The organism is Paenibacillus violae (assembly GCF_032461945.1).
Lineage (GTDB): Bacteria > Bacillota > Bacilli > Paenibacillales > NBRC-103111 > Paenibacillus_E > Paenibacillus_E violae.
In genome coordinates, this window is record NZ_JAWCUD010000026.1 from 1 (window position 1) to 16,201 (window position 16,201).

Annotated in this window: 15 protein-coding genes, 6 tRNA genes and 1 rRNA gene; 18 read left to right on the forward strand and 4 right to left on the reverse strand. The window is 48.6% G+C overall.

Annotated elements, in window-relative coordinates; all coding sequences use genetic code 11:
* From rrf to RQP52_RS35815, 7 genes are all read left to right on the forward strand, one after another.
* Nucleotides 1-117: ribosomal RNA gene (gene rrf, locus RQP52_RS35785) — 5S ribosomal RNA — on the forward strand.
* A gap of 43 nt (nucleotides 118-160) precedes the next feature.
* A tRNA-Glu gene (locus tag RQP52_RS35790) sits at nucleotides 161-235 on the forward strand.
* 9 nt (nucleotides 236-244) lie between these two features.
* Nucleotides 245-320 (forward strand) — tRNA-Val (locus tag RQP52_RS35795).
* A gap of 25 nt (nucleotides 321-345) precedes the next feature.
* A tRNA-Asp gene (locus RQP52_RS35800) sits at nucleotides 346-422 on the forward strand.
* 44 nt (nucleotides 423-466) lie between these two features.
* Nucleotides 467-542 (forward strand) — tRNA-Phe (locus RQP52_RS35805).
* 17 nt (nucleotides 543-559) lie between these two features.
* Nucleotides 560-635: transfer RNA gene (locus tag RQP52_RS35810), tRNA-Thr, on the forward strand.
* A 5-nt stretch (nucleotides 636-640) separates the two neighbouring features.
* A tRNA-Leu gene (locus RQP52_RS35815) sits at nucleotides 641-720 on the forward strand.
* A gap of 332 nt (nucleotides 721-1,052) precedes the next feature.
* Here the strand turns inward: RQP52_RS35815 and RQP52_RS35820 are convergent.
* A complete protein-coding gene (locus RQP52_RS35820; RefSeq protein ID WP_315956220.1) occupies nucleotides 1,053-1,763 on the reverse strand; it encodes a FadR/GntR family transcriptional regulator in 711 nt (236 codons plus the stop codon).
* 121 nt (nucleotides 1,764-1,884) lie between these two features.
* Between RQP52_RS35820 and RQP52_RS35825 the strand changes: the two genes are divergently transcribed.
* The 3 genes from RQP52_RS35825 to RQP52_RS35835 all read left to right on the forward strand — a co-directional run bounded on the left by RQP52_RS35825 (nucleotide 1,885) and on the right by RQP52_RS35835 (nucleotide 5,721).
* The gene (locus RQP52_RS35825) at nucleotides 1,885-3,300 is read left to right on the forward strand and encodes an FAD-linked oxidase C-terminal domain-containing protein (RefSeq protein WP_315956221.1); all 1,416 of its coding nucleotides are present in this window, start codon (nucleotides 1,885-1,887) and stop codon (nucleotides 3,298-3,300) included.
* 61 nt (nucleotides 3,301-3,361) lie between these two features.
* A complete protein-coding gene (locus RQP52_RS35830; protein ID WP_315956245.1) occupies nucleotides 3,362-4,621 on the forward strand; it encodes a (Fe-S)-binding protein in 1,260 nt (419 codons plus the stop codon).
* 173 nt (nucleotides 4,622-4,794) lie between these two features.
* Nucleotides 4,795-5,721, forward strand: a complete 927-nt coding sequence (locus tag RQP52_RS35835; RefSeq protein WP_315956222.1) for an NAD-dependent epimerase/dehydratase family protein — start codon at nucleotides 4,795-4,797, stop codon at nucleotides 5,719-5,721.
* An 82-nt stretch (nucleotides 5,722-5,803) separates the two neighbouring features.
* Here RQP52_RS35835 and RQP52_RS35840 read toward each other — a convergent pair whose 3' ends face one another.
* The gene (locus RQP52_RS35840; protein ID WP_315956223.1) at nucleotides 5,804-6,667 is read right to left on the reverse strand and encodes an AraC family transcriptional regulator; all 864 of its coding nucleotides are present in this window, start codon (nucleotides 6,665-6,667) and stop codon (nucleotides 5,804-5,806) included.
* Nucleotides 6,668-6,812: 145 nt separating this feature from the next.
* Between RQP52_RS35840 and RQP52_RS35845 the strand changes: the two genes are divergently transcribed.
* The 6 genes from RQP52_RS35845 (at nucleotide 6,813) to RQP52_RS35870 (ending at nucleotide 13,111) form a co-directional block, all read left to right on the forward strand.
* Nucleotides 6,813-7,643, forward strand: a complete 831-nt coding sequence (locus RQP52_RS35845) for an amidohydrolase family protein (protein ID WP_315956224.1) — start codon at nucleotides 6,813-6,815, stop codon at nucleotides 7,641-7,643.
* Nucleotides 7,640-8,584 carry an aldo/keto reductase gene (locus tag RQP52_RS35850; RefSeq protein WP_315956225.1) on the forward strand — a complete coding sequence of 315 codons (945 nt, stop codon included), beginning with the start codon at nucleotides 7,640-7,642 and terminating at the stop codon, nucleotides 8,582-8,584. Before RQP52_RS35845 ends, RQP52_RS35850 begins: the two co-directional genes overlap by 4 nt.
* Before the next feature lie 12 nt (nucleotides 8,585-8,596).
* Nucleotides 8,597-9,610 (forward strand): zinc-binding alcohol dehydrogenase family protein, encoded by a 1,014-nt coding sequence (locus RQP52_RS35855; RefSeq protein ID WP_315956226.1) that lies wholly within the window; start codon nucleotides 8,597-8,599, stop codon nucleotides 9,608-9,610.
* A 176-nt stretch (nucleotides 9,611-9,786) separates the two neighbouring features.
* The gene (gene tkt / locus RQP52_RS35860) at nucleotides 9,787-11,817 is read left to right on the forward strand and encodes a transketolase (protein ID WP_315956227.1); all 2,031 of its coding nucleotides are present in this window, start codon (nucleotides 9,787-9,789) and stop codon (nucleotides 11,815-11,817) included.
* Between the two features lie 31 nt (nucleotides 11,818-11,848).
* The gene (fsa, locus tag RQP52_RS35865; RefSeq protein WP_127458268.1) at nucleotides 11,849-12,505 is read left to right on the forward strand and encodes a fructose-6-phosphate aldolase; all 657 of its coding nucleotides are present in this window, start codon (nucleotides 11,849-11,851) and stop codon (nucleotides 12,503-12,505) included.
* Nucleotides 12,506-12,619: 114 nt separating this feature from the next.
* Nucleotides 12,620-13,111 (forward strand): YhcH/YjgK/YiaL family protein, encoded by a 492-nt coding sequence (locus RQP52_RS35870; protein ID WP_315956228.1) that lies wholly within the window; start codon nucleotides 12,620-12,622, stop codon nucleotides 13,109-13,111.
* Between the two features lie 61 nt (nucleotides 13,112-13,172).
* On the opposite strand, the gene RQP52_RS35875 is transcribed toward RQP52_RS35870, so the two are convergent.
* The gene (locus RQP52_RS35875; protein ID WP_315956229.1) at nucleotides 13,173-14,570 is read right to left on the reverse strand and encodes an MATE family efflux transporter; all 1,398 of its coding nucleotides are present in this window, start codon (nucleotides 14,568-14,570) and stop codon (nucleotides 13,173-13,175) included.
* A gap of 66 nt (nucleotides 14,571-14,636) precedes the next feature.
* Nucleotides 14,637-14,921: a DUF3817 domain-containing protein gene (locus RQP52_RS35880; protein WP_157323862.1), complete on the reverse strand. Its 285-nt coding sequence runs from the start codon at nucleotides 14,919-14,921 to the stop codon at nucleotides 14,637-14,639.
* A gap of 166 nt (nucleotides 14,922-15,087) precedes the next feature.
* Here RQP52_RS35880 and RQP52_RS35885 point away from each other — a divergent pair, with 166 nt between their 5' ends.
* Both RQP52_RS35885 and RQP52_RS35890 read left to right on the forward strand, forming a co-directional pair.
* Nucleotides 15,088-15,468 (forward strand): ATPase, encoded by a 381-nt coding sequence (locus RQP52_RS35885; RefSeq protein WP_315956230.1) that lies wholly within the window; start codon nucleotides 15,088-15,090, stop codon nucleotides 15,466-15,468.
* 138 nt (nucleotides 15,469-15,606) lie between these two features.
* Complete coding sequence (locus RQP52_RS35890; protein ID WP_315956231.1) at nucleotides 15,607-16,176, forward strand: TetR/AcrR family transcriptional regulator; 570 nt, start codon at nucleotides 15,607-15,609, stop codon at nucleotides 16,174-16,176.
* The last annotated feature ends 25 nt before the right edge of the window (nucleotides 16,177-16,201 follow it).

Here is a 16,201-nt window from a genome sequence, read left to right on the forward strand (position 1 = left end):
TTTGGTGATGATGGCGGAGGGGACCCACGCGTTCCCATCTCGAACACGACCGTTAAGCCCTCCAGCGTCGATGGTACTTGAACCGCAGGGTTCTGGGAGAGTAGAACGTTGCCAAGCAGTACCTTTTGCCCCAATACGGAGTCTCGTTTTGGGGAATTTTGGCCCGTTGGTCAAGTGGTTAAGACACCTCCCTTTCACGGAGGTAACAGGGGTTCGAGTCCCCTACGGGTCACCACAATTACCTGAACGCTTAGCTCAGCTGGGAGAGCATTACCTTGACAGGGTAAGGGTCGGCGGTTCGATCCCGTCAGCGTTCACCATTAAAAAAGTTAATCTTTATAACGCGGAGCCGTGGTGTAGAGGCCTAACATGCCTGCCTGTCACGCAGGAGACCGCGGGTTCGAATCCCGTCGGCTCCGCCATTCATCTTTTTGAGTGAATGGGACAAACTAAAAGAAGTACATAAGGCTCGGTAGCTCAGTCGGTAGAGCAGAGGACTGAAAATCCTCGTGTCGGCGGTTCGATTCCGTCCCGAGCCACCATCTTTACAACTTAATATGCCGTTGTAGCTCAACTGGTAGAGCAACTGACTTGTAATCAGTAGGTTGGGGGTTCAAGTCCTCTCGACGGCACCACAAGCGCGCGTATGGCGGAATTGGCAGACGCACTAGACTTAGGATCTAGCGGGCGACCGTGGGGGTTCAAGTCCCTCTACGCGCATCACACAAGCAGGTAAGACCATTCTATGGTTTTACCTGCTTTTTCTTTTAGTTTCCTCCCGTAACGCAAAAGAACGCTCATCCCCTGTTACATTACATAAGCAGGAAAGAGCGTTTGCACTTAATCCAATATGATAGAGGAACTAGAGGCCATTATTTCAATGAAAATGGCCTATTAAGCAGATTGGCGGAACTACAGGCCACTATTTTTCCATTTGGGACTACTATATGGCTTATTTCACAGAAATAAGAGCCTGTAGTTCCCCAACAGTACGCGAAGCTCTGTTTTCTCCGAAATAGCGGCTTGCTGTTCCCTTAAATCAAGTCGCAACATCAATCATGCGATGAGTGTTTAGCCAATCGTTGAACCACCTGGTCCACCTTCTGTATATGCCGTGACATCCGACCTGCCGCAAGGGCTTCGTCCCCGGCAGCGATGGCATCGACAATGTCACGATGCTCCTGTAGTAGCTTCTCGGCGGACGCGAGCTCAGCAAAAAACCACAAACGACGAGAAGCCTTCATGCTCACCTGAAGCCTCTCCGTCAAAGACTCCATCATTCCGATCATGAGGGAATTATGAGAGGCTTTGGCGATTTCCAGGTGAAAGCGGATATCGGCTTGTTCACTATCTTCCTCGTTGCCAAGGGAGCGTTCCATCGACTGAAGAATGTCCCGAAGCTCCGCGATATTAGCTTCCGTGCGCCTGCTTGCGGCCAGCGATGCGCAGCCTACCTCGATGAATCTCCGCACCTCCTGCACTTCCTGTAGGGAGTCTCCTTGATCAAAGAGGGATCCGTTGTCCACAGGCAGTGGATTGCTCACGAAGGTGCCGCCGCCATGCCGGATATCCACCCATCCGATTGCTTTCAACCCGCTCAGTGCTTCGCGAATGGTCGATCGGCCGACTTGGAAGCTCGCAGCAAGCTCAACGACAGTCGGCAGCTTCGAACCTGGCGCATAGGTTCCTGACTCAATTTGCATCTTAATTTGCCCCATTACGATTTCCGAGCCCTTTTGCGGCCGTATCTGCTGAAATGCCATGCCAATTCCCCCATAAAAGATCTATACATCTATTCAATCATAAGCTAAAATAGAAGGAAAGTCATCTGATCACATGATCAATTATCATTGATAGTCATGAATAGTCCCATGGGAGGCTGCTATGCTCGATAACCAAATTAGACAAAAACTGTTCAATATTGTAGGCGAAAAGTATTTTAAAGATGATATGGAATCTCTCGTTACCCACTCGTATGATGGAACACCTATGCTCCAATCGCTGCCGGATGGCGTGATCTATCCCAAGGACACGGCGCAGGTGTCCGCGATTATGAAGGTGTTGAATGAGCATCGCATTCCGCTAGTCAGCAGGGGTTCAGGTACGAATCTATGTGGTGGAACCGTTCCCGTTCAAGGCGGTATTGTCATGGTTATGCACCGGATGAATGCAATCCTCGATATTGATATGCAGAATCTGACGGCAACTGTACAGCCGGGTATCATTACGAAGCAATTCATCGAGCATATTGAAAGTCTGGGTTTATTTTATCCACCAGATCCAAGCTCAATGGCGATCTCTACGATTGGAGGCAACATTGCAGAGTGCTCCGGAGGCCTGCGCGGTTTAAAATACGGCACCACCAAAGACTATGTGATCGGTTTAGAATGCGTACTGGCAAACGGTGAAATCATGCGTACAGGCGGTAAGCTGATGAAGGACGTGGCCGGCTATGATTTGACGAAGCTCCTGATCGGCTCAGAAGGGACGCTTGCTATCGTTACGGAAGCTACGCTCAAATTGATTCCTCCTCCAAAATATAAGAAAACGATGTTGGCCATGTACAAAGATTTATATGGCGCTGCTCGAACGGTCTCCAAAATTATTGAAAACCGCATCATTCCAGCTACCTTGGAATTTATGGATAATCCAACGATCCGCGTCGTAGACGATTTTGCGAAGTTGGGCCTACCGCTGGATATGGCAGCGATCCTCTTAATTGAGCAGGATGGCGAGATGGAAATGGTGGAGCGCGACATTGCCCGTATCTCGGAAATTTGCCGTGAAGAGCAGGCGCATGAAGTCAGCATTGCTAGCAATCAAGAAGAAGCGCTGAAGCTGTTGACAGCAAGAAGAAGCGCCTTCACGGCGCTTGCGCGTTTGCGTCCGACAACGATTCTGGAGGATGCGACGGTTCCACGCTCCAAAATTGCCGATATGGTGCTGGAGATTAACCGAATCGCCGAGAAGCATGGCGTGCAGATTTGCACGTTTGGGCATGCGGGAGACGGCAATCTTCACCCGACAGCTACAACGGATGCCAGGGATCATGATGAAATCCACCGTGTGGAGGCAGCTTTTGAAGAAATTTTCGAAGCGGCGATTCAGATGGGGGGAACGATTACAGGCGAGCACGGTGTCGGGCTTGTTAAAGCACCATTCTTGGAATGGAAAGTAGGAAGCAGCGGCATTGCGATGATGAAAGGGATCAAAGACGTCTTCGACCCGCATCATCTGTTGAATCCCGGCAAAATGTTTGCCAAAGAATCCAGACGCAGGGTGGTGATCGACCGTGGCTAAAGGGGCAACTCTCCAGGAAACGTTAATCCAGAAGCTGGATTACAATCAGTTGACGAACTGCATGCGCTGCGGCTTCTGCCTTCCCGTGTGTCCGACGTTTAAGCAAACAGGCATCGAAGCCGAGTCCCCTCGCGGGCGTATTTCCTTGATGAAAGCCGCCGTGGATGGTGTTATGGAGCCTGGCATTTCCTTCGAGGATCAAATGAATCACTGTTTAGGTTGCCGCGCGTGTGAGCCGGCTTGTCCTGCGGATGTGAAATACGGACAATTGATTGAGCAAGCCCGCGATGCGGTTGAAACCCACACGAAGCAGCATAGATGGTGGGTACGCGGTGTGCGCAAGGTGGTCTTCAAAGAGCTGTTCCCATCACAGCAAAAAATGCGGCTGCTGGGTTCAGGGATGCATTTTTATAAAAAATCAGGCCTGCAATCCGTTGTTCGAAAAACAGGCGTTGTCGGCTTATTTTCCAAACAGCTATCGGATATGGAGAAAATTCTGCCTGATGCATCCGGCAAGGGGATTACGCAGCTTCTCGGCACCTTTATCCCGGCCAAAGGAGAGAAGATTGCTACCGTCGGTATGTTCAGGGGGTGTTTGATGGATGTGATGTTCACCCAAACGAATATCAAAACCGTCAAGCTGCTGTCCGAAGCAGGCTTTGATGTTGTCATTCCAGAGTCGCAGAACTGCTGCGGTGCTCTACACGCGCATAGCGGTGAAAGCGATCAAGCCAAAATGCTGGCCAAAAATAACATCCGCGCTTTCCAGGAAGCCGGCGTGGACTTCATTGTATCGAATGCAGGAGGTTGCGGCGCGATTCTAGTCGAGTACGATCATCTGCTGCATGATGAGCCGGAATGGAAGGAAGCCGCAGGTTGGTTCGCTGCACGAGTGAAAGATATTTCAACGATTCTTGTGGAAAAAGGACGTCCGCTTCAGTTTGCTGATAGCCAAACAGCTGCGGCTTCTACTCGAGTGACGTATCAAGATTCCTGCCATCTGCGCAATGTAATGAAAGGGAGCAATCCGTCCAGACAACTGTTGAAAGAAGTAGGCAATGTTACTTTTGTCGAAATGAAGGATGCGGGCTCTTGCTGTGGATCTGCCGGTATTTATAACGTAACGCAGCCGGAAATGGCGAATCAGATTCTGGAAGATAAAATGGTCAATGCCAACGCCACGGAAGCTAGATATTTGGTGACAAGCAACCCTGGCTGTCTGCTGCAAATGAAGCTGGGCATCGATAAGCATGGGCAAAAAGGTCAGATGGAAGCCGTCCATATTGCGGACTTTTTATATGATCGCGTTGTAAAACATTAATGTTATTACTCAGCAGGCTGCTCTCGTAAGAGGGTGGCTTGTTTTTTGTCCATTCACGCCACTTCCCTTGCAATTTTTTGGTAAAATAGAAGGGGTAGGGTTAGACTAGCGGAAAAGATGTCATTTGAACTTAATCATCGTTGTTTACGTTAGTTGTAGAGAGGAGGATCTACGTGAACATTTTAGTTACCGGAGGAGCCGGTTTTATTGGATCACTAATTGTCGATGACCTGCTTCAGGAGGGGCATGACGTACACATCTTTGATAATCTGACTACGGGGCGAATGGCGTATGTGAATGAAAAAGCTGTTTTCCATCATGGGGATTTACTGGACGGCAACAGGCTTGCCGAGGTATTCGCTGCTTCCCGTCCGGAGGTTGTTATCCATCACGCGGCGCAAATCGATGTTCAGACATCGCTTATTAATCCTTTATTGGATGCAAAAATCAACATCTTAGGGACAATTGACCTGCTGGAGCAATGCCGAGAGCATGGTGTTCGGAAGTTGATTTATGCTTCCTCTGCTGCGGTCTACGGAACTCCGCAGTATCTGAGCGTGGACGAAGCACATCCGGTCAGGCCGCTATCCTTCTATGGTATTTCCAAGCATACGCCGGAACACTATATAGAAAGTTTTGCATTGCTATACGGGATGGACTATACCGTTCTGCGGTATGCGAATGTATATGGCATTAGGCAGGATCCCAAGGGGGAGGGCGGAGTCGTCGCCATTTTTATGGACAAGCTGCTGGACGGCAAGCAGCCGGTGATTTATGGTGACGGGGAACAAACGCGGGATTTCATTTATGTCCAAGACATCGTGAGCGCCAATAGGGCCGCCCTGTATAAAGGCAGCCGTGGGATTTACAATATTAGTTGCAACGAACAAACAAGTATCAACGAGCTTCTGAAGGAAATGTGCTTGATCTGCGAAAGCAGCTTCAATCCAGCTTATGAAGCTGCCCGTACCGGCGATATCGTTCACAGCCGGTTAGACAATCGAGCAGCGCTTAACGATCTCGGGTGGAGCCCTATTTTTACGCTTAGAGACGGTTTAGGGGCGACATTTGCCTACTATAAAACGCAATATCAAGTATGAACGGCTGCCATTAGGGTTTGACTATTATGGCTTCAGTTATTTTCTAGGAGGGGTTGTTGCCTATGGGGCAGCATAAAAAGTGTTATCGGATGCTTTTTCTTGCTGCTGCCGGTGTCATACCCAGAACTCTTTTGAACATGGCGTGAAAATGGGGAAGGCTCTCGAAGCCGCAGAGCTCCGCAATATGATGAATATTGACATCACTTTCAGACAGCAGCTGTTTAGCGCGAATAATCCGTTTGGTGATGATGTAGGCCGTCACGTTCATTCCGATCAACTGCTTGAACACGCGGCTAAAATGAGCGGGCGAAACGGAGGCTTGTTTCGAAAGTGTTTGGAGCCCGATATCTTCGCAGAAATGCTCATCGATATAGAGCAGCACGTCTCTCATCCAGACGGGAGCAACAAGGGGATCTCCTGTATTGAATGCATGACCTGAGGCCACATCGCGCTGTAAAAAAAGCAGAAGCTGAAGGAGTTGGACATAGATGGCTTGTCGATGCCCAGGTCCCTCGTGTTTAAATTCGTGCTGGATGGACTCCAGATAGTGCTCAAGGTGCTGCCTTTGTGGAAGCAGCGTTTCCAGCCTATACTGGCGGAGCTCTACGGCCTGCTCAAAGCTTTGCAAATAGGAGAACGTTTCCCCGAATTGCGGTGCTTGAACCAAGCTTGAACTGAAATATACCGCCGTTGAAGTCACAGGGGTTTCTTTATCCGGAGTCGCGCGGTGAATGATATGGCCGGGAATAAGGAAAATGTCTCCGGCTTTCATTTCATAAAAGGTGTGATCGATGAACATCGTGCCTTTGCCGCGGTATACATAAACAATTTCATACCAGTCGTGGAAATGGTCAGGGAGCTCGCTTTGCGAGCTTTTTGTGTGTTTATAAGCGTAGGAGAACGGAAAAGTTTCATGGTTATCAAAAACTTTGTGAATAGGATGCACGTTGTCTGCTCCTTTCCTTTCACTGTCCTCTCATGATATCAAAAAAGCGTATAAATGTGCTAGAAATCATTATTTTATAGTTTAGAAATGCTGTTAAAATAAAAGAAAGCGATATCAATATAGGACATGAAGAAGGAGAAGCGCCATGCGAATTGATGCCCACCAGCACTATTGGCGAATAAACCGCGGGGATTACGGATGGATTGGTCCTGAGCTGCCGATCCTGTATCGGGATTATGGCCCAAACGATTTAGTACCGCACCTGAAAGAGCATAACCTGAATGCTACGATCGTTGTTCAAGCGGCGCCGACACTGGAAGAAACGGCTTATCTGCTGTCATTAAGCGATGAATCCGAGACCATTGCAGGCGTAGTAGGTTGGCTTGATCTCAACGATCCGGACTTCCTGCATCATTATCAACGTTTTTGCAAGCATCCCAAGTATGTGGGCTTTCGAGTCATGATTCAAGAAATGCCGGACGCGAACCGAATTCTGGAACCTCATTTTATCGAGGCGCTGCGATATTTTGCCGAACATGATGTACCGGTCGATTTGCTTGTCGTGTCCCATCAATTAGCACCGGTTATTGAACTGCTGGATCAGGTTCCCGGTTTACGTGCGGTTATCGATCATATCGCGAAGCCGCGGATTGCGGATGGTGTTTTGGAGCCTTGGAAAAGCCAGATGGCGGCTATCGCCAAGCATCCCAAAGTGTATTGTAAGCTCTCGGGTATGGTGACAGAAGCGTATCACAGCAATTGGAAGAAAGAAGATTTTACTGCGTATATCCAGCATGCTTTAGAGGTATTCGGGACAGACCGTGTGATGTTTGGCAGTGACTGGCCGGTATGCTTGCTGGCGGCTAGCTACGAGGAGGTTGTCGAGGTACTGACCCATTCGTTACCAGATACTTGGACACAGGACGAGAAAGACCGCCTATTTGGACTAAACGCAAAGGGGTTCTATAAGCTATGAAATATCGTAAATTAGGCAAAACAGGACTTGACGTCTCTGTCTTGAGTTTCGGCGCATCCTCTCTCGGCTCTGTTTTCCGTGAAACGAATGAAGAAGAAAGCATCCGGACCGTTCATACGGCGGTTGATCTTGGTATCAATCTAATCGATGTGTCCCCGTATTATGGATTGACCAAAGCGGAAACTGTACTGGGTAAAGCCATCGCACAAATGGACAGAGACCGCTTTATTTTGACGACAAAAGCCGGTCGTTATGGGGATGCTGAGTTCGACTTTTCAAAGGAACGGATTATCCGAAGCGTAGATGAAAGCTTAAAACGGCTGCAAACGGATTATATCGATATTTTATATTTGCATGATATTGAATTTGCGGCTTTCGATGAGGTTGTTGAAGAAAGCTTCCCGGCGTTGGATGCTTTGAAGCAATCGGGAAAAGTCCGGTATTTCGGGGTATCGGGACTACCGTTAACGGTATTTGAAAAATCGCTGGCCGTGAAAGAGATGGATTCCGTATTGTCTTATTGTCATTATTCATTGAATGATACGTCCTTGTTGAATGTACTCCCGCTGCTCGAGCAGCACCAGGTTGGTCTCGTGAATGCTTCGCCGCTGTCCATGGGACTGTTGAGCACAAGACCTGCTGCGGCTTGGCATCCGGCGCCAGATGACATTCGACGGATCTGTAAAGAGGCGGCGGAATTCTGCGCGAGCAGAGGCTTGGACGTTGCCAAGCTGGCGGTGCAATATGCGACTGCGAATGAGCGGATTCCTACGACGCTGGTCAGCACGGCGAGTCCTGAGAACATCAGCAAGAATATTGCATGGACAGATGAGCCGATGGATACCGAGCTGCTGCAAGAGGTTTTGGGCATTTTGAAGCCGATTCACAACAAGTCATGGGTTAGCGGAAGACCTGAATATAACGAAAAAACTTACGTATAGGGAGGGAACACATTGAAAGCGATCGTATGTGAACAGGTTGAACAGTTTAATTTTGTAGAGATGCAGGAGCCAGTTGTGAGAGCGGGGGAAGCCATCGTTCGTATCAAAAGAATCGGGATCTGCGGGACGGATTTGCACGCCTACAAAGGGAATCAGCCATTTTTCAGCTATCCGCGGGTATTGGGTCATGAACTTTCCGGGTATGTTGAGGAAATCGGTGAAGGTGTGACGGGATTGCAGGCCGGCGACCAAGTCAGTATCGTCCCTTATATGCACTGCGGGACATGCATTGCTTGCCGCAATGGGAATACGAATTGCTGTACCGATATGAAAGTACTTGGCGTACACACGGATGGAGGAATGAGAGAGTTGATTTCCGTCCCTGCCAGCCATCTCATTAAGACCGAAGGGCTCACGCTGGATGAAGCAGCTATGCTGGAGCCGCTTAGCATCGGTGCTCACGCCGTGCGGAGATCCGGGCTTCGCGCCGGCGAAACGGTGCTCGTCATTGGCGCAGGACCAATCGGACTTGGCGTCATGGTCCTGGCGAAGCAATTTGGCGCTAATGTCATTGTTATGGATATCAATGACGAGCGATTGGCGTTTTGCCGCAAGTGGGCAGGTGTCGATCATACCGTGAATGCGCTGCAGCAGCCGAAGGAGCAGCTCGCTGAGCTCACGAATGGCGATATGCCCACCATAGTCTTCGATGCGACAGGGAACGCACGTTCCATGACGGACGCCTTCGGACTTGTCGCGCACAGCGGCAAGCTCGTGTATGTTGGCCTCGTGAAGGCGGACATCACCTTCCATGATCCCGAGTTTCACAAACGGGAGCTGACACTGATGGGCAGCCGCAACGCGACGATGGAAGATTTCGATACCGTACGTGAAGCGATGCGTAATGGCGTTATCGACATTGCGAGTTATATCACACATCGCGCTAACTTTGAGGATATGATCGGTCAGTTTGAGAGTTGGCTCAAGCCGGAGTCCAAGGTGATTAAAGCGATCGTTTGTTTATAAGATGAGGTGCGCTCGACTGCTGTATGCAGGTAGGCGCGCCTTTTGCTTTTATTCATGGATCAACATATAGACACCTTCTATAGCAAGTATCGAAACTATCGATTTTTTTAATGTTCTGACTATCCTTATAATAGAGATATGCAGCAGCACAAAAGAAAGAGATGGAGGGAATACTGTTGAAACAGACAACTGTTGGTATTGAAGAATTAAGCATCAACGCCATTCGCACACTAACGATTGACGCTGTCGAGAAAGCCGCAATGGGTCATCCCGGCATGCCGATGGGTGCCGCTCCGATGGCCTATGCCCTATGGACACAGCACCTCAAACATAATCCTGCCGATGCCAAATGGGTAGACCGCGACCGCTTCGTTCTTTCGGCGGGACACGGTTCAATGCTGTTATACAGCCTGCTACACTTGAGCGGCTATGGCCTTAGATTAGATGATATCAAAGAGTTTCGCCAATGGGGAAGCCTTACGCCAGGACATCCGGAATACGGTCACACGGTTGGTGTAGAAGCGACTACCGGGCCACTTGGTCAAGGTGTGGCGATGGCTGTCGGTATGGCAATGGCTGAAGCACATCAAGCTGCCGTATATAACAAGCCGAATTTCCCGATTGTCGATCACTACACGTATGCTATTTGCGGTGACGGCGATCTCATGGAAGGTGTTTCCTCAGAGGCTGCGTCCTTAGCAGGCCACTTAAAATTGGGTAAACTAATCGTGCTTTATGATTCTAACGACATCTCACTAGACGGAGAATTGAACATGTCGTTCTCGGAGAACGTTCGTACACGAATAGAATCCTATGGCTGGCAATACTTGCGCGTGGAAGAGCAGAATAATGTCGAAGCAATTTCCGCTGCAATCGCAGAAGGTAAGGCAGATACAAGCCGCCCTACGCTGATTGAGATCAAAACAACCATCGGTTACGGGTCCCCGAACAAAGCGGGCAAAGGCGGCCATGGCGGTACGCACGGCTCACCGCTTGGCAAAGAAGAGCTGCTCCTGACGAAGCAGGCGCTGGGTTGGCCACTGGAGCCGGATTTCTATGTGCCGGCTGAAGTGTACGAGCATTTCGCCCACTACAAAGAGCTGGGCGCGAAGGCTCAAAACAGCTGGGAGCAGCTGTGGAACAGCTACCAGGCTGCTTATCCCGAGCTCGCTAAGCAGTTCGAGCTCGCAAGCAGCGGCAACCTTCCGGCGGATTGGAACGCCGATGTGCCGCGCTTTACACCGGAGAGCGGCGCGATCTCGACGCGCACGGCGTCCGGCAAAGTGCTCAACGGCCTGGCGAAGCGGGTTCCTCAGCTCGTCGGCGGTTCAGCCGATCTGGCGAGTTCCAACTTCACCATGCTGAACGACGACGCGGCATTCAGCGCCGCGGACTACAGCGGCCGCAACTTCTGGTTCGGCGTCCGGGAATTCGCCATGGGCGCAGCACTGAACGGCATGCTGCTGCATGGCGGATTAAGAGCCTTCGGCGGCACGTTCCTCGTGTTCAGCGATTACTTGCGCGGCGCGATCCGCTTGTCCGCGCTGATGAAGCTTCCTGTTGCGTACGTGTTCACGCACGACAGCATCGCTGTCGGTGAGGATGGCCCGACGCACCAACCGATCGAGCAGATCCCATCCTTGCGGATGATTCCGGATCTGACGTTGTTCCGTCCTGCGGACGCGAATGAGACGGCTGCCGCTTGGGAGTATGTCCTCCAAGCGCAAGAAGGCCCCTTCGTATTTGCGTTGTCCCGTCAGAACTTGCCGGTGCTGCCTGGTACGGATGAACTTGCTTATGCTCACATTGGGCAAGGCGCATATGTGCTGGCTGAGGCTGCACCTGGTGCTGTGCCGGATGTTCAGCTCATTGCAACAGGCTCCGAAGTCAGCTTAGCACTTGACGTGAAGAAGCAGTTGGCGCAATATGGTATTGGAGCAAATGTCATTTCCATGCCAAGCCGTGAGCTGTTTGAGCAGCAATCTTTGGACGTGCAGCAGGCGGTTCTTCATCCGAATGTGAAAGCTAATGTCGTCATTGAGATGGCATATCCTGCTGGATGGGAAGAGATTACGGGTGGCGAAGGTTTTGTCGTGGGGATCCGGAAATTCGGAGCATCCGCGAAGGCAGACCGCGTAATTCGTGAATATGGTTTTAACGCAGAAGCAATCGTACAACAAATTAGACAGAAGTATTTCCAAGATTAACCCAAAACGGGAGAAAAGGTAGGGATACACTATGAAATTGTTTATCGACACAGCCAATGTAGAAGAAATTCGTAAAGCTCACGCGTTAGGTGTTGTTGCAGGGGTAACGACAAATCCTTCCCTTATTGCCAAAGAAGGCAGAGATTTCTTCGAAACTGTACAAGAAATCGTTTCTATTGTAGGCGATGTTCCAATTAGCGCAGAAGTTGTTTCCTTGAAAGCAGATGAAATGGTGGAGCAAGGCAAGAAATTGGCTAAAATTAGCCCGAACATTGTCATCAAGCTGCCAATGACGCTTGATGGTCTGCAAGCGACTAGTGCTTTCAGAGCTTTAGGCATTCCGACGAATGTGACGTTGATCTTCTCCTCGACGCAAGCCTTGTTAGCCGCTCGCGCAGGTGCAACCTTCGTTTCACCATTTATCGGGCGTTTGGATGATATTAACCAAGTCGGGATGAACCTGATTAAGGAAATCAGCCAAATTTTCCAAGTGCATAACATTAAATCCGAAATTATTGCTGCCAGCGTTCGTCACTCCGCACACGTGATTGAAGCCGCGCTTGCAGGGTCACATATCGCAACAGTGCCTTACAAAGTCATCGAGTCCATGAGCAAACATCCGCTTACTGATGCGGGTATCGAGAAGTTTCTGGCCGACTGGGAAGGCGCAAACCAAAAAACGTTCTAATAGCCCTAGAGTAGAAAGATTCGCTTTGTACAAAGCGAGTCTTTTTTCTCGTTATAGGCTATAGTATTTATAGGCATTCTACTCTATTTCATGTTATAGAAAAGGAGAGTTCAAATGATTATTAGTGATTTGAAGCATTTCGAACAAGAGCGTCATTTGTGGCCCGCGGCGATCGGGCGGGGGATCGATTACATTCTGAACCGCAATCTAGGCGAGGCGGAGGCTGGCAGATACGATTTAGAAGGGGATAACGGCCATCTGATGTTTGCTAATGTGCAGGAAGTTGTCACCCGTCCTGCTGAGGAACAACTGCCGGAGTCTCATGTTGTGTACACGGATATTCAGTTCCTTGTCAGCGGCGAAGAGAAGCTTAGTTTCTATAAACTGCATCCGGATGCCAAAGTCATCGATAATAAATTCGAAACGCATGATGTCGCTTTTTATGAAACGGATCCTGCTCAGCTGGAGACAGGCATATTATTGAAGCCAGGCATGTTCGCAGTATGCTTCCCTTCGGATATTCACCGTCCGAACTGCTTGATCACAGAGGCAAGTGCTAACAAGAAAATCGTTGTGAAAGTACATAAAGATTTGCTGCAGCTTTAAAATATAGCAAAGAGACTATCCCGTAAGGTTCGTGATGACCTGGGATAGTCTCTTTCGTATACTAAGCCTTAGCCGGAATCATTCTAGCTTGTCTCCATTTACCGAGCTGATAGTAAATCACATTCAACGTCATAGCTACAGTGAAGCTGACGGGAAAACTCCACCAAATTACGTCAAAGCCGTATTTGTGGGAGAGCACCGTGGCGAGTGGGATTCGCACCAGCAGCAGTGCGATGAACGCCACTACGAGCGGGAATACCACGGAACCGGCGGAACGAACAACGCCTGCCACGACATTAAATACGCCGAAAATAATAAACGACCACAACGTTAAATTATTGATGTGAACCCCGAGCGCAATCGCTTCTCCTTCCGGCGGAAGGAACAGCGAGACGACTTCTCGGTTGAACAACGTCAGCACGACGACGATTAGACCCGTCATCAAAATATTGACGGCTACACCGGTCCACGTAATGCGGTTCACACGGCCCCACAAGCCTGCGCCGATGTTTTGTGCGGCCATGGAGGTAACGGCTCCGCCGATTGCCATCGCCGGCATTTGCACATAGCTGGATATTTGCATGGCTACTCCAAAAGCAGCCGTTGATTCAGATCCATACGAATTTACGAGATGAACGAGCAACAGATTGCTGATAGAAACGACGACCATGTTTAATCCCATAGGCACCCCTTTTTGAATCAAGGTGCGAATGATCGTCCAGTTGATGCGCAGGAGCGGGAGATCTTCTTTGGTAATCCGCAGAAAATATTTTTTGCGATACAGATACAGAATGAGCAGCACGAAGCTGATCAATTGCGCAATAAAGGTGGCAACCGCTGAGCCGGCAATGCCCATTTTCGGAAAAGGCCCGATTCCGTCAATTAAAAGTGGATTCAGAATGACGTCCAATATCGCGGATAAAAGCAAGAAATAGAATGGCGTCTTGGCATCACCAGAGCCGCGCAAGATAGCCATAATCAGGTTAAATCCAAACATAAACGGTACGCCGGCGAACAAAATCCGTGTATAGACTACCGCGAGGTCCTTCACATCCGGCGGTGTGTTCATCCAAGTTAGAATGGTTGTGGAAAATAATAATCCGAACGCGGCAACAAGAATTGAAAGGATAAGAAAGAAGACGGTGCTGGTGCCGACTACTTTCTTGGCTTCGTGCGTTTTTTTCGCACCGAGATTTTGACCGATCAAAATAACGGCAGCCATAGCAAACCCGAAGATCGAGCTAATTAAAAAGAACATAATGATGTTGGCATTCGATGTCGCCGCAAGACCGCCTTCACCGAGATATTTGCCGATCCATACGGCATTGATAGAGCCGTTAAGTGTCTGAAGCACATTGCCTAATAGAATCGGTAATGAAAATAAAATTAACGTTTTGGCAATAGGGCCTTCCGTTAGGGAAGGTCGTGCTTTTGCTGGGGTGTCCCCGTTTCCACGCATGATAGCCTCCTGATCTTCTGACTTACTTTAAAATGTATTTCTAGTTCGCTAAAGCAGTTCCTTTCTTTATTTCGCAATTCGGCGCTCCAGAATAAAAGGACCAAAAGGAATAAAGGCAGCCAGGAAAGCTCCCAACACTCGCCAAATCGACCAGCGATGCATGAGTGTGACCCAAGCAATGGAGATCAGATAGAGCACAAAGAGAAACCCGTGTGCCATCCCCACAAACTTTACGGCCTGTGGAAGGTCGAGTGCGTATTTGAGCGGCATAGCAATGCCCAATAAGATCAGAAAGGAAATTCCTTCAGCCCTCCCAACATAGCGTAGGGTGTTTAGTGATTGTTTTAGCAATATGTACAGCTCCTTTAAAGATAAGTTTTGTAGAATCACATCTATTTTAAACTAAAAATGTGTAGGGAGTATGAACAAAACGTTTCAATTGGACACAACCTAGTTTTTTTAGTAGGATAATAGGAATAGCTTAATAATAGCTTCATAGAGGTAGGGGGAAAATCAGATGCTTCGACTTGGTGAGAGAGTCATCGTCATTGGGGATAGTTTAGAACAAAACCTGCCGATTGGCGGATATGGATATATCATTGCTTACGACCGCAATAACGATAATATTTTCGATTATGTTATTCGAGTTCCCAAAGATAATAAACACTACTATGTGCCTGCCATCGATATAGAGTTGGAAGAAGTGCTTCTTCATGAGGAAGCGGCTCGCGTCGAGAAAGAAGCGTTGATTGATTTTGCGCTGGCCACAAAGAATGAAGAGTTGTTCCGAAGAGTGATGAACGGCGAGGCAAGTCCGGAGCCGGAAAAAGAACGGGACAAAGAAGTGCAGTCCAGAGAAGAATTTATTAAACAAATCGGCTTGAAAGCCTGGATTTAATACACCATATCGTGAGAAACCCGCTAAATCAGCGGGTTTTTTCTTTTTCTTAAGAGGTTATTGATAAAATCGGTAAATGGTGGTACATTAATAACCGAACACAAAACTGTTTTAGTATTTTAGTTCTGAGGTGAGCTTATGGATGCCAAAAAACAATTAATTATGGAATCTGCCAAGAAATCTTTTTCCCTTTTCGGGTACAAAGGCACGACGATGGATCAAATCGCCAAAATTGCCGGTGTAGGCAAAGCGACGATTTATACGTTTTTTGCCAATAAAGAAGAGCTATTGCACGACATTATTCAGTCGTTAATCACGGAGATGAAAACAGTCGCCGAGAAAGCGATCACGGAAGGGGCAACGCCCTTCGAGAAAATTCATGGAGCATTGTATGAGATTCTCGTTTTTCGCAAAGAGCATGAGCTGCTTATTCAACTATCCCATGAGGTGCAGCAATTTGGCAGCCCTGTTACGATCGAAGCGATGGCCAGTATTGAGACGGAGGTCGTTCAGTTTATCTCTGAACACATTGAACGCGCGATACATAATGGCACAATGAAAAATTGTGAGCCGAAAATGACGGCTTTTATCCTATTTAAGCTATATGTTGCTTTAGTGTTCGATTGGGAGAAGCAGAATGAGCCTCTGACCGATGAGCGGATTCTCAAGCTTTTGCAGATCTATTTTGGCAATTTCATTAATGATTAATTTTTTATTTTAGTATTTTGTGGAG